Source organism: Falsiroseomonas oleicola (assembly GCF_019029495.1).
GTDB lineage: Bacteria > Pseudomonadota > Alphaproteobacteria > Acetobacterales > Acetobacteraceae > Falsiroseomonas > Falsiroseomonas oleicola.
This window is the reverse complement of the sequence record NZ_JAERQM010000007.1, coordinates 48,433-67,380: the sequence shown is the minus strand read 5'-3', so window position 1 is coordinate 67,380 and position 18,948 is coordinate 48,433. Positions and strand designations below refer to the sequence as shown.

Below are 18,948 nucleotides of genomic sequence, written 5' to 3'. Positions count from 1 at the left end.
TTCCTCACCAAAGGGTTGATGAAGCAGGATGCGCGCCATGCGCCGCACCTCCCTGCTGACCGCCGTCTTCGCCATGCCGGGCCTGACCCTGCCCGGCTTCGCCGCCGCCCAGGCCCCCGATGCCCGCCCCCAGGGCGGCGCGGTGGTCGCCGGCCAGGCGAGCATCAGCCAGACCACCGGGCGCACCCAGGTGCAGCAGACGACGGACCGCGCCGTTCTGGAATGGCAGTCCTTCAACGTCGGCACGAACCATCAGGTCGATATCCGCCAGCCGGCCGCGACAAGCTGGTCGCTGAACCGGGTCACCGGCCCCGACCCCTCCGCCATCGCCGGGCGGGTCACCAGCAATGGCGGCGTGGCGCTGGTGAACCCCAATGGCGTGCTGTTCCACCAGGGCGCGCAGGTGGATGTCGGCGCGCTGATCGCCACCACGGCCGATACCGCCAACCGCGCCTTCATGGACGGGCGGATGACCTTCGACCGCCCCTCCCCCCGCCCTGGCGCCCGGGTGGAGAATCGCGGCCGCATCACCGTGGCGGATCGCGGACTGGCGGCGCTGGTCGGCCCGCAGGTGGCCAATTCCGGCACCATCCAGGCCCGGCTCGGCCGCGTCGCCCTGGCGGGTGGGGAGGCCTTTGCCCTCGACCTGGCCGGGGATGGGCTGCTGTCGCTGGATGTGACGCAGCAGGTGCGCAGCGCCCCCAATGGCGCCACCGCCCTGGTCACCCAGACCGGCACGATCGAGGCGGAGGGCGGCTCGGTCCTGCTGACCGCCGCCGCCGTCTCCGGCGTGCTGGAAACCCTGGTGCAATCCGGCGGCAGCACCAGCGCCCGTCAGGTGGCGCTGCGGGCGGAAGGCGGCGGGGTGCGAATCGACGGCGCGCTCGCCGCCCAGGCCATCGAGGCGACGGCCAGCGGCACCGTGCAGGTGGCGGGCACCGCCCGGCTGCGCGCCGCGCCCGGCGGGCAGGTGACCATCGGGGCCGGGGCCGAAAGCCGCCTCGGCCAGCCCCGCCGCCTTGCCGCCCGCACCCTGGTGGAACGCGGCGCGGAGATCGAGGCGCCCGGCGGCACCGTCATCATCCACGCCGCCGAGCGCAGCGAGATGCGCGGCACCATCCGCGCCGAGGGCGGCGCCATCGAGGTCTCCTCCCGCGGCGCGCTGGCGCTGGATGGCGTGATGCAGGCCGGCGAGGGCGGCCAGGTGCTGGTGGACCCGGAGACGCTGCGCATCGTCGCCAGCCTCAGCGGCGCCACGGAACCGGCCGAGATCACCGCCGATGCCATCGCCGCCGTCACCGGCAGCCTGACGCTCCAGGCGGAACGGACCATCCGGGTGGAGACGGCCGTCAACAAGCCCTTCGGCCCTTTGACGCTGGAGACCACGAATGCCACCGCCGCGCCCGGCGAGGGCATCCAGATCCTGCGCGGCCTGACGGTCGCCGGCGATCTGGTGCTGCGCTCGGCCGGGGACATCACCCAGAGCAGTACCGGAGCGCTGAATGTCGGCACGCTGGAGGCGCATTCCAGCGGAGGGCTGGTGCGGCTGAACCAGGCCAATAACAGCATCCGCGCCATCGCCGGCGGCAGCGCCGCGACGCGCTTCGACCTGACCACCCGGCTGGCCATGACGGTGGATGGCGCGCTGACGGCGGCCGACATCACCATCGACACCCTGCAGACCATCGGGCTCTTCGCCCCCATCACCGCCAGCGGCACGCTGGACCTGATCGCGCTGCGCGGGGTGACGCAGCAGCCGACGGGGGCCGGCGTCTCGGCCGGGGTGCTGCGGCTGGATTCGGCGCTGGGCGCGGTGACGCTGCAGGGCGCGGGCAACCGCATCGCCCAGCTCGGCGACGCCTTCGTGCCGCGCGGCCTGTCGCTGCTGAACGGCCAGGGAATGCAGGTGGTGGGCGGCGTCAATGCCGGGCCGCTGCTGCTGGATATCCAGGGCGGCGACCTGACCCAGGCGGCCAGTTCCCGGATCATCGCCGAAAGCCTGAACCTGCAGGTGCTGGATGGGTCCGCCCTGCTGGACGCCCCGCTGAACGGCATCGCGGAGATCAACGGCCGTGTCGGCGACAGGCTGCATGTCGCCAGCCAGGGCGACCTGCTGATCGCTTCCGCGCTGGCGGCGCCGGAGGTGACGCTGAACGTCGCCGGCGCCATCGCCCAGGACCAGGGCGGCCGGCTGACCACGTTGCGGCTGGACCTCGACGCCACCGGCCCCGTGACCCTGACCGACCCCCAGAACGCCATCACCAGCCTCGGCACGCTGCGCAGCGATGGGGCGCTGGCGCTGGCCACCAGTGGCGGGCTGACGGTGGAGGGCAGCGTCACCGCGCCTTCCATCCGCCTGACGGCGGGCGGTGCGCTGCTGGCCGGGGCCGGCAGCGCGCTGGTCACCGATGTCCTGGCGTTGCAGGGCGGCAGCCTCCTTGTGGAGGGGCCGGGGCACAGCTTCACCCGGCTCGGGGCCGGTGGCGCCGCCGGGGATTTCCGGCTGGCCGCTCCGGGATCGCTGCGGGTGGAGGGCGCGCTGGCGGTGGGCGGGGCGCTGGTGCTCGAAGCGGCCTCGCTCGCCCTGGACGCCACGGTCGGTGCCGGCAGCGCCACGCTGCGCGCCAGCGCCGGCGACATCACCCAGGCGGCCGCCCTGACCACCGGGGCGCTGCTGGCCGAGGCACCGGGCGGTTCCGTGCTGCTGGAGGGCGCGGGCAACCGGGCCAGCCAGATCGGTGGGCAGGCCGGTGGGCAGCTCCTCTTCGCCGGCAGCGGCGATGCCGTGCTGGATGCGGCGGCGGGGCTTTCGGCCGCCGAGGTCGCCCTGCGCCTGGCCGGCAGCCTGACCCAGGACCCCGCCGCCAGCGCCGGGCTGCGCACGGGGCTGCTGACGCTCGACCTCGGTGAGCGGGCGGAGCTGCGCGCCACCGCCAATGCCATCGCCAGCCTCGGCAGCGTCACCGCGCCGCTGGGTCTGGCCCTGGCCACCGATGGCGCCCTGGCCCTGACCGGGCCGGTGACGACCGGGGGCGAGGCCTGGTTCGCCACCCCGCTCGGCCTCAGCCAGACCGGCGGCGGCAGCCTCTCGGCCGGGCTGCTGACCGTGCAGGCCGGCGGCGGCGCCATCGTCCTGGAGAATGCCGGCAACCTGCTGCCCCGCATCGCGGCGCTGACGGCGGGCGGTGAAATCCGGCTGGTGACCGGCGGCGCCATGGCGCTGGAGGCGCCGATCACCGCCGGCAGCCCCGTCTCCCTGCTGGCCGTCGACAGCCTGACCCAGGCGGCGACAGGCGCCGGCATCACCGCGCCGCTGGTCCAGGCGCGATCGGTCTTCGGCAATGTCTCGCTCTGGGGCACGGGCAACAGGCTGGGCGCAGTGGGCGCCAGCGGCGCGGCAGGCGATTTCGCCCTGGCGCAGGAGGGGATCTTCGCCCTGGCCCTGGCCGGGCCGGTCGCGGCGCCGAGCCTCGCCTTCCGCACCGAAAGCGGGCTGTCGGACCTCGGCGGCGGATCGCTGCGCGGCGCGGCCCTGATGCTGGAGACGAATGGGCCGGTGCGGCTGGATGCGGTGGGGCGGCACAGCATCAGCGCGGTGGGTGGGCAGGCGGGCAGCCTGGCCCTGGCGGTGGAGGGACCCCTTCAGGTCACCGCCGCCCTGGCCGCGCCGGGGGCGCTGACCCTCTCGGCCAGCAACCTCGATATCCTCGCCCCGGTCTCGGCCGGCACGGCGCAGTTGGAGGCGACGGCGGGGGACATCACCCAGACGCTGCGCGGCGCGGGCCTGTCCGCCAGCCTGCTCTCCGCCCGGGCGCTGAACGGGCAGGTGCTGCTGGATGGGCAGGGCAACCAGGTGGCCGCCCTCGGCCAGGGCGCGGCGGCGGGGGCCTTCGCCCTGGCGCAGGAAGGCAGCGCGCCGCTGCGCCTGACCGGCGACCTGACCGCCAATACCCTGTATCTGCGGGCCGGGGCGGGCATCCTGGACAGCCCGGGCATCACCCTCTCGGCCGGGCTGCTGCGGATGGACACGCCGGGCGCGGTGGATTTTTCCAACAGCCACGCGGTGGAGCGCCTCGGTGGGCAGGTGGGCGCGCTGCGCCTGGCCAGCGCCGGCGCCCTGGCGCTGGAGGAGGCGCTGGATGTCGCCGGGGTGCTCGACCTCTCCGCCACCACGCTGCACCTCGCCGCCCCGCTGCGCGCCGGCACCGCGACGCTGGCGGCGCGGGAAGGTGACATCACCCAGGCGGCGAGCGGCGCCGGCCTCCAGATCGGCGCGGCGGGGCTGAGCCTGTCCGCCGCCGGCTCCGTCATGCTGGAAGGCGGCGGCAACAACCTGCCTTTGCTGCGCGCCGTCAGCGCCGCCGGCACGGTCGGCGTGCTGGCCGAGAGCGCGATGACCCTGGGCGGCACCGCCAGCGGCAGCGATGTGGTGCTGCGCGCCGCCGGGCCGCTGCGGCTGGATGGCGCGGTGCTGGAGGCTGATCGCGCCGTCCTGCTGGCCAGCCCCCAGGGCTTCACCGCCGGCAGCGCCAGCCGGCTGGTGGCGCGCGATGCGGCGCAACTGCCGCTGCTGCTGCTGGACAGCCGGGCCAATGGTCTGGCGGCGATCCCCGCCGGGCTGCAACCCGACCAGCCGGGCCTGGCCCCGGCGCAGCAGGCAACGCAGCTCGCCAGCTTCGGCCCGGTGCAGGCGGCGGCGGGTGGCTCGGCGGTGTTCGACCTGAATGCCGGGACGGCGCCCGTTTTCCTGCTGCTCGACGGCGGTTCGGCGCTGGGCACATTGGAGGCCGGGCGGCTCGGCCTGCTGGCCCAGGGCGGTTCCGCCTTCATCCTCGGCGTGCTCGGCGGGGTGGGGGGCGAGGCGGCGGCGCAGCTTGTCTCGGTGCCGGCCTCGGGCAACAGCTACCAGTTCAACAGCTGCGTCATGGGCTCCGCCTTCTGCTCCGGCGCGCCGCCGGTGCAGCCGGAACTGCCGGTCGATCCGCCGGTCGTCACGCCGCCCGTGGTCGAGCCGCCCGTGGTGGAAATCCCGGTCGAACCGCCGGTGGTGACGCCGCCGGTCCTGGTGGCGCTCGGCCTCGCCTTGCCGGCGGCGGATGCGGCGCCCCGACTGGTGGAATGGGATCTGCGCCGTGGCGTGCCCAGCCTGTTGCTGCCGCAACGGCGGGAGGATGAGGAGGAGGAGTAGCCGCCGGCCTCAGCGCCAGTTGGCCAGACTCTCCATCAACCCGCGCAGCATCCCGGCGCCTTCCGCCACGCCGTCCATCCGCAGCGGCCGGCCCTCCGCAGTGCCGGGGGCGGTGGCGAAGGTGGTGCGGTCCTGCGCCAGTTCGGCGGCGGAAATCCGGCCGTCGCCGTCATAATCCAGGCTTTCCACCAGCAGCCGGGCGGCGGCGAGGCCCGTCAAGCCGCCAAGGCCCAGCGTCGCCAGCATGGCCTCCTGCCCCGCGCCTTCCTGCACCGCGGCCAGCCAGGCGGCGCCGCGCAGCAGCCGGGCGATCTCGGCGGAGGACAGCAGCCGGTCGCCGCTGACATCGCCCTGGGCCAGGATGGCGGCGGCGCAGCTTTCCGCCGTGCCGCCACCGCAGCCCGCCTCCAGATGTTCCAGCGCCGCCAGGAAGGCCGCGCCCTCGCCATGCAGGGCGGCCAGCGCCGCGGGCGGCGCGGCGCAGCGTTGCCAGGACTCGACCGCCGTATCGCCGGGCAGGCGGTCGTCGCGCAGCTTCGGGTCGGGCTCCGCCGTCTCCAGCCGCGACCCGTCCCCGCGCAGCAGAAGGCGCGGCGCCATGGGGCCGCCGGCGGTGCCGAGGCTCCACCCCTCCAGCATGCGCATCGCGCGGAAGCGGAACAGGCGGGAGCTGTCCGGCTGCAGCCGGGCGGCGGCGCGCGGGGTGACCAGCAGCATCGCCTGGGGATCGGCGCAGTCGCCAAGGAACCAGGCGCCGCGCAGCGGCTCCGCGAGGCCCTGCGCCCGCGCCGCCATCGGCGCGCAGGCCAGCAGCAGGGCGGCGGCCATCGCCAAGGCCCGCTTGCGGAAGGGGGTCATGGCAGCGCGATCTCCTGTTCCTCGCACAGATCGACGCCGGGGCGCGTCACTTCCCGCCCGTCGCGGAACACCGCCACCAGATCGGCGCGGCAGGCATCGGCATCCGGAGGGTCGAGTTCCAGCACCTCCCCCACCCCCAGCACATCGGCGCCCAGCCGGTCGGCGCCACGCGGCTCCCCGGGCGGGGCGGCGTAGAGTTCGACGATGGGCAGCGTGCCGGCATTGCGCAGCGTCAGCTTGCTGGCCGCCGCCGGCGCCGCTTCCACCACCGCCTCCGCGCCCAGCACCCAGCCGGGGGCAAGCTGGATGCGCGGGGCGGCGCAGATATCCACCTCCCGCCGTTCCTCCGCCCCGCCATTGGGGAAGACGATGCGCAGATCGACCAGGCATTCGCCGTCCAGCGCCAGCGCCGCCTCCGCCCCCACCGCCAGCGGCGCGGAGTCATCCAGCCGCTCCGGCCCCCAGTCGCCGTCATTGCTGGCGGCGGCATAGACCTCCTGCACCGGCGCCAGGTGGCGATTGGCCAGCACGAAGCTCCGGCGCGGCTGGGTGAGGCCGCTGCGGTCGAAGGCCACGCCGCGCTGGGCGCAAAGGTCGAGGCCGAGCATCACCTCCTCCCGGTCATCGGCATGGATGGCGCGCAGGTCGAAGACGCAGGCGCGGGTGCGGATGCGCAGACGGAAGCCTTCGCCGGGCTCCAGGGATTCGCCGCCCAGGCGGTCCGGCCCCCAGCCCGCGGCGCTGTCGGGCGCGGCGTAGAGGGCGCGGATCGGCCCGGTCGCGCGATTGGCGATGGCGGCTTCCAGCGTCGGCATGGCGGGGTCACCGAAGACCAGGCGCTGGTTGCGGCAGATGTTGAAGGCGCTGCGCAGCTCCTCCCGCCCATCCTGCCAGATGGCGACGACATCGAAGATGCAGACGGATTGCCGGCCGAGGCGAAGGCGGTGGGTGGTGGCCGGGGGCACGACCTCATCCCCCAGCCGCTCCGGCCCGCGTTCCGCGGCGCCGGGGGGAAACAGGTACAGGCCGTGCAAGGCGAGATCGGTCTCGTTCTGCACCATCACCTGGCGGTTCTGCGCCGCCGGCTGCGCCAGCGCCGGGCCGCAGGCCAGGGCCAGCATCAGCGCCAGGGCGCGCAGGGCGCCAAGGGCGCGCAGGGCGCGACGCGCGCGCACGGCGCACAACGGCGTCACGCCCAGGGCGTGCAACGGCAACCGGGCCGGAACACCGCGCATCGCAACCGGAATCCTTTTTGGGAGGCACAAGAATGCGGGGCGGCAGGCGCGCATGCAAGATGCCCCGTCATCCCTGCATCGCCTCCGCCGTCACCTTCGGCCGCAGCACCGCATAGCCCAGCAGGATCAGCGCGATCAGCGCGCCGGCCAGGGCGGGCGCGCGCCAATCCCCGGTCGCCAGCCGGTTCAGCAGCAGCGCGCCGCAGACCAGCGCGCCGGCCGCGGGCACCGGCCAGGGCACCTCGAAACCGCCCTTCGCCTCCCCAGGCCGGCGCTGGAGCACCAGCAGCGCCACATTCACCACCGTGAAGACCGCGAGCAGCAGCAGCACGGTCGCGGCGGCGAGCTGGCCGATATCGCCCGCCAGGATCAGCGCCACCAGCACCGGCAGCAGCGCCAGCGTCGCCACATGCGGCGTGCGGCGCCGGGCATGCACCGCCGCCAGCGCCTTCGGCAGCAGCCCCTGCCGCGCCATGCCGAACAGCAGGCGCGATGCGGTGACGTAGTTCAGCAGCGCGGTATTCGCCACGGCGAAGACGGTGATGGCGACATAGAACCAGCCCGGCAGCCAGGGCGCGGCGCGGGCCATCACCTCCGCCAGCGGTCCCGGCGCCGCCGCCAGTTCGCGCCAGGGCACGACGGAGACGGCGGTGATGGCGATGGCGATATAGAGGAGGGTGGCCACCAGCATGGCGCCGATGATGCCGAAGGGCAGGGTCCGGCGCGGATCGCGCGCCTCCTCCGCCACATTGATCGTGTCCTCGAAACCGATGAAGGCGAAGAAGGTCAGGATGGCGCCGGTCATCAGGAAGGAGAGGCCGATACCCTCCCCATCCGGGGTCTCCAGCAGGTCGGCGCTGCCCCAGTGGGGGATGCCCACGGCGATCACCAGCAGCAGGCCGGCGGACTCCACCGTGGTGCAGAGGATGTTCACCCACATGCTTTCCTGGATGCCACGCAGCACGATGCCGCAGACGATCAGCAGGAAGCCGAGCGCGATCACGATTGCCGGCACAGCCTCCAGCCCCGCCAGCCGCAGCAGGTTCTCCGCCACCACCCGGGACTGCGTGGCGACGGAAGACAGGCCGGAGGCCATGACGGCCAGCCCCACCACCCAGGTCAGCAGCGGCCGGGCGAAGGCGCGCTGGGTGATGGTGGCCGCGCCGCCCGCCTGCGGGTAGCGGCTGCCGAGCGAGGCATAGGACAGGCCCGTCAGCAGGGCGGCGACCATCGCCACCAGGAAGCCAAGCCACAGCGCCGCGCCCAGCTCCCCGGCGGCGCGGCCGACCAGCCCATAGATGCCGGCGCCGAGCATGCCGCCCAGCGTATAGGCGAAGAGCTGGAAGGGACCGATGCTGCGCGCCAGGGTCGGCGTGACACCGGGCGGGGCGGGGCCATCGGCGATCGCGGGCGTGCTCATGACGAACATCTCCTTCGCCTGAGGCCAGACGCATGACGAATAGGCAAGGTTCCGTCCTGATCGCGGGGCGCCACTTGCCAGCCAAAGCACGCGGCAGCAGCTTGATTCAGCTTGGCTTCATACGACGCTCCTGGAGGAAACATGACAAGCCGTCGCACCCTGATCGCCGCCACCGCCGGCCTCGCCGCGGCCGGCCTGCTCGGCCGCCCCGCCTCGGCGCAGCAGCGCTTCGAGAGCCTGTTCGTCTTCATCCCCGCCGGCCCCGGCGGCGGCTGGGACGGGTTGGGCCGCGCGCTGGAACAGGCCTCCCGCGCCGCCGGCCTGGTCGGCAGCTTCCAGTTCGAGAATGTCGGCGGCGCCGGCGGCATGGTGGGCCTGCCCCGCTTCATCAGCCAGCGCCGCGGCCGCCCCAATGCGCTGCTGGTGGGCGGCGCCGTGATGGTCGGCGCCGGCATCACCAACCGCACCCCGGTCAGCATCCGCGACGTGGTGCCGATCGCGCGCATGACCTCGGAGCCGGGGATCATCGTGGTGCCGGCCAACAGCGAGATGCGCACGCTGACGGACTTCACCAATGCGCTGAAGGCCAATCCGGGCGGGGTGGCCGTGGCCGGTGGCAGCGCCGGCGGCATCGACCACATCATCCTCGGTCTGATGCTGAAGTCGCTCGGCCGCAACGCCCGGGAAGCCAGCTATGTGGCCTTCGCCGGCGGCGGCCCGGCCCAGGCGGCGATCCTCGGCGCGCAGGTGAAGGCCGGCATTTCCGGCGTTTCCGAATTCGCCGAGCAGGTGAAGGCGGGCCGCATGCGGGCGCTGGCCACCACCGGCGAGACCCGCAGCCTGGACGGCGTGCCGACGCTGAAGGAAAGCGGCATCGACATCGTCATGGGCAATTGGCGCGGGCTGTTCGGCGCGCCCGGCATCAACCCGGCGCAGACCCGCGCGCTGGTGGACTATGTCACCGCCGTCCACGCCACGCCGGCCTGGCGGGAGATCGTGACGACGCGCGGCTGGGACGATGCCTTCCTGGTGGGCGACGCCTTCGCCCAGTTCCTGACCCGCGACCACAGCGAGACGGAGCAGGTGCTGCGCGACATCGGGCTGGCCAGCTAGCATGCCGCACGGCACGGCCCGCCGCGGCCCCGATCTCGCCGCGGCGCTGTTCGTGCTGGCGGTGGGCCTGCTCGCCGCCTGGCAGACCGCCATCATCCCGCCCTCGCCGATCTATGCGCAGGTCGGGCCGAAGTTTGTTCCCGCCCTCATCGCCGCGGTGCTGCTCGTGCTTGGCGCCGGCCTCACCATCGTGGCGCTGCGCCGCGGCTGGTCGCAGGACATCGAGGAATTGCAGGATGCGGCGCCGCTGAACCTGCGCGCGCTGGGCCTGCTGCTGGCCGGGCTGCTGGCGAACCTGGTGCTGATCGAACCGCTCGGCTTCACCATCGCCGCCTCCGCGCAATTCGTGCTGGTGGCGGCCGCCTTCGGGTCGCGCGCCATCCTGCGCAACCTGGTCATCGCCTTCATCGTCTCGCTGTCCGCCTACGGGCTTTTCGTGAAGGGGCTCGGCGTGAACATCGGCGCGGGCGTTGTGGAATCCCTGATCTTCGGAGCCCCCTTCTGATGGGCGCGATCGAGGGCCTGACGCTCGGCTTCGGCCATGCGCTGACGCTGTCCAATCTCGGCTGGGCGCTGCTCGGCTGCTTCCTCGGCACCGCCATCGGCGTGCTGCCCGGCATCGGCCCGGCGCTGACCATCGCGCTGCTGCTGCCGATCACCTTCAGCGTCTCCGCCACCGGCGCCTTCATCCTGTTCTGCGGTATCTTCTACGGCGCCATGTATGGCGGATCGACCACCTCGATCCTGTTGAACACCCCAGGCGAGTCGGGGTCGATCATCACCGCGCTCGAAGGGGCGAAGATGGCGAAGAACGGCCGCGCGGGGCCGGCGCTCGCCACCTCCGCCATCGGCAGCTTCATCGCCGGCACGGTGGGGACCATCGGCATCGCCTTCCTCGGCCCGATCGTGGTGGAACTCGCGCTGAAGCTCGGCCCGGCCGAGTACTTCATGCTGATGGTGCTGTGCTTCGTCACCGTCTCCGCCGTGCTCGGTGGCTCCGCGCTGCGCGGGCTGACCAGCCTGGGCTTCGGGCTGCTGCTGGGGTTGGTGGGCGTGGATCTGCAGACCGGCCAGCCCCGCCTGACCTTCGGCGTGCCCGAATTGCTGGACGGCGTGAATGTGGTGCTGGTCGCCGTCGCGCTGTTCGCGGTGGGGGAGACGCTCTACCTCGCCTGGCGCTACATCGAAGGCCCGGTGGAGGTGCGCGAGGTCGGTCGCATCATGATGAGCAAGTCCGACTGGAAACGCTCCTTCTGGCCCTGGATCCGCGGCGCCGGCGTGGGCTTCCCCTTCGGCGTGATGCCGACCGGCGGCAGCGAGATGCCGACCATGCTGAGCTACTACATGGAACGCAAAATGGTGAAGCCGGAATTCGCCAGGGAATTCGGCACCACCGGCGCCATCGAGGGCGTGGCCGGGCCAGAGGCCGCGAACAATGCCGCCGCCGCGGGCGTGCTGGTGCCGATGCTGACCCTCGGCCTGCCGACCAGCGCCACCGCCGCCATCATGCTCTCCGCCTTCCAGTCCTATGGCATCCAGCCCGGGCCGATGCTGTTCACCAGCCAGGCCGATCTGGTCTGGACGCTGATCGCCTCGCTCTTCATCGCCAATGTCATGCTGGTGGTGCTGAACCTGCCGCTGGTGGGCCTCTGGGCGCGCATCCTGAAGATTCCGCAGCCGCAGCTCTATGCCGGCATCCTGGTCTTCGCGACCATCGGCACCTACGGCATCAGCAACTCCGTCATCGACCTGGTGCTGCTGTATGGCATCGGCATCATTGCCATGTTCATGCGCCGCTTCGACTTCCCCGTAGCGCCGGTCATCATCGGCATGATCCTGGGGCCGATGGCGGAACAGGCGATGCGGCAGGCGCTGACCATCAGCCAGGGTGACTGGACCGTCTTCGTGACGCGCCCGATCAGCCTGGTGATCCTGCTGATCGCCGTGACCGCCCTGATCGGCCCGCGCCTCTACGCCGCCTGGCTGCGTCGCCTGGCGTAGAGGCGCCTCATCAGCGGCGGCGCCCATCCGGGCGCCCGGACCGGTCAAGCGACCGGTCCGCTGGCATCACTCCCCCATGAAGGCAGGGCGGCGCTTCTCCAGGAAGGCCGCCACGCCTTCCGCCGCATCGCGCGTCGGCACCAGCGGGGCAAAGGCGGCGGCCTCGATGGCAAGCCCCGCATCGATCCCCGCATCCATTCCGCGATGCACCGCCAACAGCGCCGCGGCCAGGGCCGCGGGGGGCTTGGCGGCCAGTTCGGTCGCCAGCCGCAGCGCTTGCTCCATCAGGTCGGCATCGGCCACCACCCGGTTCACCAGGCCCAGCCGCCAGGCCTCCTCCGCGCCGAAGCGGCGGCCGGTCAGGATCAGCTCCAGCCCCGCCTTGCGCCCGACATGGCGCGGCAGGCGCTGGGTGCCGCCGAAGGTCGGGATGATGCCGAGGTCGATCTCCGCCTTGGCGAAGACCGCCGAACGCCCGGCCAGTGCCAGATGCGTCGCCTCCACCAATTCGCAGCCACCACCGAAGGCGAGGCCGTTCACCGCCGCGATCACCGGCTTCGGAAAGGCCTCCACCCGGCGCAGCAGGTCCTGGCCGGGCCGCAGGAAGCGGGCGAGCGCCGTCGCCGCGCCGGCCTGGAGATGCGGCTGGAAGCCGGCGATGTCGGCCCCGGCGCTGAAGGCGCGGCCCTGGCCGGTGATGACCACGCAGCGCAGGCGCGGATCCAGCTCGATCGCATCCAGCGCCGCGCCGAGCGCCGCGATCAGCGACGCATCCATGGCGTTGAGTCGGTCTGGACGGTGCAGTGTCAGCAGGCAGACCGGCCCGCGATCCTCCCGCCGCAGAGGGTCATGGGAACGATCGGCTTCGGCGTCGGTCATGGCGGGTCCTCGTCTTGCGTCCCTGGGGTGGCGGCGGCGCAGCGCCATGGCGAGGTCGTAGCGGTCGAGGCCAATGTCGCGGAGCTGGCGGTGGTCCAGCGCCACAAGCTCCTCCGCCTCCCGCATCCGTCGCAGCACCCGCCGGAGATGGTCTGCGGCGCGGCGCAGCAGGCCGGTCATGCCGGCACGATGCCGGCCGCCCGGGCTAGCCGCGCCAGAAGGGCTTGCGGGCTTCCCGGACGGCGTCGGCACGGCTGAGACCGAGATCCTTCAGCGCCGCATCGGGCAGGCCACCGAGAAGCCGGCGCTGCGCCGCACGCCCCAGCCACAGCGCCAGCAGGTCCAGCAGCGCCCGGCCCAGCCGCGTCACGCGAGGCATGGCGGTCAGGCCGCGTCATGCGGGGTTCCGTCCTTGCGCGTGAACCGCCAGCTTCCATCCGCCGCCTGCGTGCCGGCCAGGTCGTCGCGCGGATAGGTGACGGCATCGCCCGCGCTGCGGTCGCCGATCTCGAGGTAGCGGGCCGGCACGTCGCCGCGATTGACCAGGTGATGCGCGGGCCCGCCGGCACGGAAGCCGGCGATGGCGCCGGGGCGCAGCTCCACCTCCCCGGCATCGGTGACCAGCGTCGGGCTGCCTTCTAGCACATAGACGAACTCGTCCTGCCGCGAATGGGCGTGATGCAGGGCGGAGACGGCGCCGGGCGCCAGGGTGGTGAGGTTCACGCCGAAATTCCGCAGGCCGAAGGCATCGCCCAGCGGCTGCTTCGCACGGCCCTCCGTGCGGGAGCGGAAGGGCTCTGGGTAGCTGCTGCGCCGCCGTCGTTCCGGCACATCCATCGCCATCAGCGCGGCGGGCAAGTCATCCTGGCGCATGCCGGGTCGGTCCATCTGGGTTGCTGGACGCAGCCTGCCCCATGGCGGCGAAGCGGTGGCGCGACCTATCCTCACCGGTGATGACCAGCACTCCCGCCCCGATCGCCTTCTGGTTCGATTTCGGCTCGCCCTATTCCTGGATCGCCGCGACGCAGGTGGCGGATATCGCGGCCCGTTGCGGCCGGCCGCTGCACTGGCGCGCCTTCCTGCTCGGCGTGCTGTTCCGCGAGACCGGCATGGCACCCCTGTCGGAACAGCGCCTGCGCGGCGCCTATGCGGCGCGGGACGTGGCCCGGCTGGCGCGGTGGCACGAACTGCCCTTCGCCACCGCCGTGGCGCCACCCGGCTGTTCCCTGGCGCTGGCGCGGGTGTTCCATGCCCTGGACCTGGCATCGCCCAGTCTCGCGGCCCGCTTCGCCGCGGCGGCGATGACCGCCACCTTCGGCCATGGCGCGGTGCTGGCGGATCTGCCGGCCGCGCAGGTCTTCGCCGCCCGCCTCGGTCCCGAGGCGGCGGCCGCCGCCGCCGGGGCCATGGCGCCGCCGGCCCGCGAGGCGCTGCGCGCCACGACGCAGGCGGCCGCGCAGGGCGGCATCTTCGGCGCCCCCTTCTTCGTCGCCGATGGCGAGCCCTTCTGGGGCCAGGACCGCCTGCCGATGCTGGAGGCGTGGCTGCGGGAGGGTGGGTGGTCGTCCCGCGGAAAGGTCAGCTAATATGACCGATATGAATCAGACCGCGCGCAGGCTGCCGCCGCTGGCGGCGCTCCGGGTCTTCGAGGCCGCCGGCCGGCTCGGCAGCTTCGTCGCCGCCGCCGCCGAGCTCGGCATGACGCCGAGCGCGGTCAGCAAGGGCGTCCGCACGCTGGAGGACCGGCTCGGCGTGCCGCTGTTCCACCGCGAACGCCACGCCACCAGCCTGACCCCGGCCGGGGAGAGCCTGCTGGCCGAGGCCAGTCGCGCGCTGGACGGGCTGGCGCAGGCGGTCGCCCGCATTTCCGGCGCGCGGGGCCAGGACGGGCTGCGGGTGAGCGCGGCGCCCACCTTCGCCGGCCGCTGGCTGCTGCCGCGACTGGGCGCGCTGCGCCGTGCGCATCCGGCACTGTCAGTCGCCATCAGCACGGAGCGGGACTGGGTGGAGCTGGGCGATGGCCGCTTCGACTTCGCCATCCGCATGGCGCCGGCCCCGGTCGGTGGCGGCGAATGGCTGCGCCTGTCCCGCCTGCGCCTGGTGCCGGTGGCCGCCCCGTCGCGCGCCGGCACGCCCTTGGCGCAACTGCTGCGGCGGCTGCCGGCGATCCATGTGGTGACGGTGCGGGAGGATTGGGCGAGCTGGGGCGCGCGGCATGGCATGGCGGCGCCGGACCCGGCGCGTGGCCTGCGCCTGGATACGCTGCACATGGCGGTGGATGCGGCGGCGCAGGGCCTCGGCGTGGCACTGGCCCGGTTGCCGGTCTGCGAGGCCGACCTCCGGGAGGGGCGGGTCGTCGCCCTGGCCCCGCCGATCGAGATCGACACCTGGTACTGGCTGGTCGCCCGACCCGGCATCCTGCGGCAGACCGAGGGCCGGCTGTTCGCCGCCTGGCTGGCCGGCGAACTCGCCGAACCCGCCGGTTCATCGGTGACCGCCTGACGCCAACGCCCGACGCCTGGCTTCAGGGCGAGGGCATCACCTCGCCACCCAGCAGCCCCGGCACCAGCGGCGCCACCACGCCGCGCCAGAGCTGGCTTTCGACCAGCCAGGAAAAGCCCGCCGGCAGGGCCAGGGCGAAGATCGCCACCAGCGCCAGCGCGCGCCCCAGCGGCCGGCGCTGCACGCCGATCCAGAAGGCCGCGAGGAAGGCCGCCATGCCGGCGAGGAAGCCGAGCCACAGCGCCACCGCCAGGGCCGCCAGCAGCAGCAAGGCAAGCCGCAAGGTGGCCTTGGCCTCCGGCACCGCCGTGGCCTCCCGCCCCCGCCAGCCTTGCAGCAGCACCAGCGCCAGCAGCAGGCTGGCGAGGCCCAGCACGCCCGGCGCCACGCTGCCGCCGCGCCAGCCCGGCGCCATCGCCTGCCAGAGCAGCGCCAGCGTTGCCGCCAGCATCAGCCCGGCGAAAAGGATGGCGCCGGTGGAGAAGCCCGCCGCATCCGCAGCCTCCCGCCGCCCGCGCGCCACCTTCACGCCGCAGACCAGCGCGGCGATGGCGGTGATCGCCGCCAGCACGGCCGCGACCGGCGAGCCGACAAAGACGGAATAATCGCCGAGGGAGCTTTGCAGCGCGGTGTAGAAATTCCGCTCGATCACATCGCCCAGCACGAAGCCGATGACCACGCCGATCACAGAATAGCCATACAGCCGCAGGAAGGCGCCAAACACGCCGATGGCCAGCAGCAGGCCAAGGTCGAGGAAATTGGAGCGCACGGTATAGGCCGACATCAGCGAGGCGACGAGAACGGCCGGCGCCAGGATGCCCATGTCGAAGCCCGGCAGCCGCGCCAGCCAGGGGCTGGCCGCCGCCGTGCCGATGCTGGCGACCAGGTTGGAGAACAGCAGCCCGAAGACCAGCGCCCAGGCGAGTGCGCCATGCGTGGTCATGAAGCTCGGCCCCGGCTCCAGCCCGTGGATCTGCCAGGCGGCCAGCACCAGCGCCATCTCGGCATTGCCGGGAATGCCGAAGAGCAGCGTCGGGAACAGCGCGCCGCCTTCCTTGGAATTGGTCGCGGCCTCCGTCGCCACCAGCGCGTCCTCCGCCCCCTTGCCGATCTGGCTGGCATCCTTCGTGGTGGCGACGGCGAGGTTGTAGGACAGGAATTGCGCGACGGTGCCGCCCACGCCGGGGAGTGCGCCCACGGCGGTGCCCAGGGCGGAGGAGCGCAGGAAGATGCCGGGATGACGGAAGGGCGCCTTCCAGCCATCGATCATCTGCTGCTTCCAGTCGCCGCTGATCCGGGTGACCGCATTGGTCGCGACGCCGGAAGCGCGCCCCCGCGCCCAGACGCCGGCCACCTGCAACAGGCATTCGGAGACGACGAGGAAGCCGATGATGACGACGACGATCTCCAGCCCATCGAGCAGGTAGCCGCTGCCGAAGGTGAAGCGCGGCACCGGCAGGCGTGGCCCGCCCATGCCGATGATGGCGAGGAAGACGCCGATGGCGATGGCGATCAGCCCCTTGGCCGGCGACCCGGCCACGGCCAGCACCATGGTCACCAGCCCGAACACCGCGACCCAGAAGGTCTCGGCCGGGCCGAAGGACAGCAGGAAGGGCAGGAACAGCGGCACCAGCGCGATCAGCACGACCACGCCGAAGACCGCGCCGAGCCAACTGGACGCGGCCGAGAGGTTCAGCGCGAAGACGGCGCGGCCGGCGCGCGTCATCGGATAGCCTTCCAGCGTCGTCGCCGCATTCTGCGCCGTGCCCGGCATGTTCAGCACGATCGCCGTCACCGCGCCGCCATTGCCGGCGGCGCCGATGATGCCGGCGAAGAAATACATCGCCTGGGCCGGCGTCCACCAATAGGTCAGCGGCAGGAACACCGACATCGCCGTGATGGATTGCAGTCCCGGCAGGATGCCGAAGACGTAGCCGATGACGGTGCCGAAGATCATGAACAGCAGCGCGTCGAAGGTGGTGGCCTGGGCCAGGCCCTCCAGCAGCGCGGTCGCAAGATTGTCCATCAGCCGGCGAACCGGTCGAGCAGCATGCCATGGCCCCGCGCGATGCCGGTGACGCCGAGCGCGCGGAAGGCGGCCAGGAAGTCGGCGTGGTTCTGGGCCACCACCGGCTTGCCGAGCCGCGCTTCCAGCGCGCGGACCACCTCCACCGCCGGCACCTGGCCGGAGGGCAGCCAGATGGCGTCGAAATCCGGATTTTCGGCAGCTGCATCCAGCGCGGCGCGGAACAGCAGATCCGGTGGGATGTCCTGGAGGAAATCGAAATGCGCGGGCACGCTGGCGATACGCGAAAAGCTGTAGCCCTCGGCCTCGACGAAGGCGCGCATCTGGCCGTTCAGCACCTCATGAAACGGGGTGACGGCCAGGATGCGCCGGGCGCCCAACGCGGCAAAAGCGTCCAGCGCGCAGCGGATGGTGGTGCCGCAGGGGATGCCGTTGGCCATTTCCGCCATCTCCGCCAGCAGCACGCGGTCATAGCCCGGCCCCTGCGCCACCACGATGGGGGAGGCGACATGCAGGATGAAATCCACCTTGCGCGCCGCCAGGTAGCGGACCGATTCCTTCAACTGCGCCAGCGCCTGCCCGTACTGGTTACCGGCCCAGCCGCCCATGCCCGTGGTGATGCCGCACAGCATCGCCCCTTCCGGGGCGACGCGTTGGAAATCCAGCGGGATGCGTTCCAGCACGGTCGGGCTGATGACGCCGATCCGCGCCCGCCAACCGGGCAGCAGCAGGCTGTGCATCAGAAGGCGCCGCGCAGCGTGGCGGCGTTCTGCTGCAGCAGCGCCTGGGCGCGGGCCAGGCTCTCGGGATAGCTGGCCGAGAAGGTCCAGTCGCGTTCCAGCCGCGCCTGGGTCACGAAGGCCTCCCATTCCGGCTTGGCCATGGCGGCGTTCAGCGCGGCGATCAGCCGGTCCCGGATCGCCGCCGGCAAGGCGGGCGGGGCGGCGACGCCGCGGATCACCGTGACATCGGACAGGTTCGCCAGGTTGATGTCGTTCAGCGCCGGCAGTTCCGGCAGGCGCGGGTCACGCTGGCCGGACCAGGACAGCAGCGGCCGCACCGCATTGGCGGCGATGTGGTCGCGCCAAAGCGTCGGGCCGAGCGAGGCGATGTCCACATCGCCGCGCACCGCCGCCAGCACCAGCTCCGGCGGCCCCTGGACCGAGACGAAGGCGACGGGGAAGCCGAATTGTGCGCCCAGCAGCGCGCATTGCGCGGCGCCGGTGGAGATGCCGCCGAAGGTGCCGCAGCGCACCGGCTGGCGCAGGCCGCGCAAGGCCTCCAGGCTCGCCACCCGGCCGCGGGCGGAGGCCACCATGGTCTGCACCCCAGCGGAGAAATGGCCGAGCCAGGTGAAGCGCATCACGTCGAAGGGCTGCGGCTGCACGATGGCCAGCGCCATCTGCGCCACCGGGTCGCCATAGCCGATGGTCTGGCCATCCGGCGCGGCGCGGTAGATGCGGTTGTAGCCATTGGCGCCGGGGATGTTCTGCACCGCGACGGGCACGCCAAGCTCCGCCGACAGCAGCGGCGCCACCGTGCGCATGTTGCGGTCGGCGAGCGACCCGGCGGTGAAGGGCACGACGATCTCGATGGGTCGCGTCGGTTGCCAGGGCTGTGCCATGGCCGGGCTGGCGAGTGCCGCAATCGCGGCAAGCATCACTCCGAGGAATCGCATCGCTCGCATTTGTCCTGTCCTTTCTGCCTCCCGCGCAGGATCGGGCGC

15 protein-coding genes are annotated in these 18,948 nt (G+C 72.8%); 6 read left to right on the top strand and 9 right to left on the bottom strand.

All coding sequences use genetic code 11. The features are described from left to right. Positions 1 to 37 precede the first annotated feature (37 nt). Positions 38 to 5,188 (top strand): two-partner secretion domain-containing protein, encoded by a 5,151-nt coding sequence (locus JJQ90_RS21020; RefSeq protein ID WP_216878236.1) that lies wholly within the window; start codon positions 38 to 40, stop codon positions 5,186 to 5,188. A gap of 9 nt (positions 5,189 to 5,197) precedes the next feature. Here JJQ90_RS21020 and JJQ90_RS21015 read toward each other — a convergent pair whose 3' ends face one another. The 3 genes from JJQ90_RS21015 to JJQ90_RS21005 form a co-directional block, all read right to left on the bottom strand. After that, positions 5,198 to 6,046, bottom strand: a complete 849-nt coding sequence (locus JJQ90_RS21015; RefSeq protein WP_216878235.1) for a hypothetical protein — start codon at positions 6,044 to 6,046, stop codon at positions 5,198 to 5,200. After that, positions 6,043 to 7,281 carry a hypothetical protein gene (locus JJQ90_RS21010; RefSeq protein ID WP_216878234.1) on the bottom strand — a complete coding sequence of 413 codons (1,239 nt, stop codon included), beginning with the start codon at positions 7,279 to 7,281 and terminating at the stop codon, positions 6,043 to 6,045. The genes JJQ90_RS21015 and JJQ90_RS21010 overlap by 4 nt, the downstream gene beginning before the upstream one ends. Positions 7,282 to 7,348: 67 nt before the next feature. Next, entirely contained in the window at positions 7,349 to 8,701 is a 1,353-nt protein-coding gene (locus JJQ90_RS21005; protein ID WP_216878233.1) for an APC family permease, read from the bottom strand. Positions 8,702 to 8,842: 141 nt separating this feature from the next. On the opposite strand from JJQ90_RS21005, the gene JJQ90_RS21000 reads away from it, so the two are divergent. The 3 genes from JJQ90_RS21000 to JJQ90_RS20990 are packed head-to-tail and all read left to right on the top strand — an operon-like array spanning position 8,843 to position 11,815. Beyond that, positions 8,843 to 9,814, top strand: a complete 972-nt coding sequence (locus tag JJQ90_RS21000; protein ID WP_216878232.1) for a Bug family tripartite tricarboxylate transporter substrate binding protein — start codon at positions 8,843 to 8,845, stop codon at positions 9,812 to 9,814. 1 nt (position 9,815) lies between these two features. Beyond that, entirely contained in the window at positions 9,816 to 10,319 is a 504-nt protein-coding gene (locus JJQ90_RS20995) for a tripartite tricarboxylate transporter TctB family protein (RefSeq protein WP_216878231.1), read from the top strand. Next, positions 10,319 to 11,815 carry a tripartite tricarboxylate transporter permease gene (locus JJQ90_RS20990; protein WP_216878230.1) on the top strand — a complete coding sequence of 499 codons (1,497 nt, stop codon included), beginning with the start codon at positions 10,319 to 10,321 and terminating at the stop codon, positions 11,813 to 11,815. The genes JJQ90_RS20995 and JJQ90_RS20990 overlap by 1 nt, the downstream gene beginning before the upstream one ends. A 66-nt stretch (positions 11,816 to 11,881) precedes the next feature. Here JJQ90_RS20990 and JJQ90_RS20985 read toward each other — a convergent pair whose 3' ends face one another. Genes JJQ90_RS20985 through JJQ90_RS20975 form a run of 3 tightly spaced genes read right to left on the bottom strand, consistent with a single transcriptional unit; the run spans position 11,882 to position 13,567 of the window. Then, on the bottom strand, positions 11,882 to 12,874 hold the full coding sequence (locus JJQ90_RS20985; protein WP_230410869.1) for an enoyl-CoA hydratase-related protein: 993 nt from the start codon (positions 12,872 to 12,874) through the stop codon (positions 11,882 to 11,884). Positions 12,875 to 12,899: 25 nt separating this feature from the next. Beyond that, a complete protein-coding gene (locus JJQ90_RS20980) occupies positions 12,900 to 13,073 on the bottom strand; it encodes a DUF1127 domain-containing protein (RefSeq protein WP_216878229.1) in 174 nt (57 codons plus the stop codon). Positions 13,074 to 13,078: 5 nt separating this feature from the next. Further along, on the bottom strand, positions 13,079 to 13,567 hold the full coding sequence (locus JJQ90_RS20975) for a cupin domain-containing protein (protein ID WP_216878228.1): 489 nt from the start codon (positions 13,565 to 13,567) through the stop codon (positions 13,079 to 13,081). An 80-nt stretch (positions 13,568 to 13,647) separates the two neighbouring features. Here JJQ90_RS20975 and JJQ90_RS20970 point away from each other — a divergent pair, with 80 nt between their 5' ends. Together JJQ90_RS20970 and JJQ90_RS20965 are read left to right on the top strand one after the other, a co-directional pair. Then, entirely contained in the window at positions 13,648 to 14,280 is a 633-nt protein-coding gene (locus JJQ90_RS20970) for a 2-hydroxychromene-2-carboxylate isomerase (RefSeq protein WP_216878227.1), read from the top strand. A 1-nt stretch (position 14,281) separates the two neighbouring features. Next, a complete protein-coding gene (locus JJQ90_RS20965; protein ID WP_216878226.1) occupies positions 14,282 to 15,196 on the top strand; it encodes a LysR substrate-binding domain-containing protein in 915 nt (304 codons plus the stop codon). Between the two features lie 22 nt (positions 15,197 to 15,218). Here JJQ90_RS20965 and JJQ90_RS20960 read toward each other — a convergent pair whose 3' ends face one another. From JJQ90_RS20960 to JJQ90_RS20950, 3 genes are read right to left on the bottom strand one after another with little or no spacing between them, the layout of a single operon-like run. Beyond that, positions 15,219 to 17,222: a tripartite tricarboxylate transporter permease gene (locus JJQ90_RS20960; RefSeq protein ID WP_216878225.1), complete on the bottom strand. Its 2,004-nt coding sequence runs from the start codon at positions 17,220 to 17,222 to the stop codon at positions 15,219 to 15,221. After that, positions 17,222 to 17,962 carry an aspartate racemase/maleate isomerase family protein gene (locus JJQ90_RS20955; protein WP_216878224.1) on the bottom strand — a complete coding sequence of 247 codons (741 nt, stop codon included), beginning with the start codon at positions 17,960 to 17,962 and terminating at the stop codon, positions 17,222 to 17,224. The genes JJQ90_RS20960 and JJQ90_RS20955 overlap by 1 nt, the downstream gene beginning before the upstream one ends. Continuing rightward, a complete protein-coding gene (locus JJQ90_RS20950) occupies positions 17,962 to 18,900 on the bottom strand; it encodes a tripartite tricarboxylate transporter substrate-binding protein (RefSeq protein ID WP_216878223.1) in 939 nt (312 codons plus the stop codon). The genes JJQ90_RS20955 and JJQ90_RS20950 overlap by 1 nt, the downstream gene beginning before the upstream one ends. Positions 18,901 to 18,948: the final 48 nt, after the last annotated feature.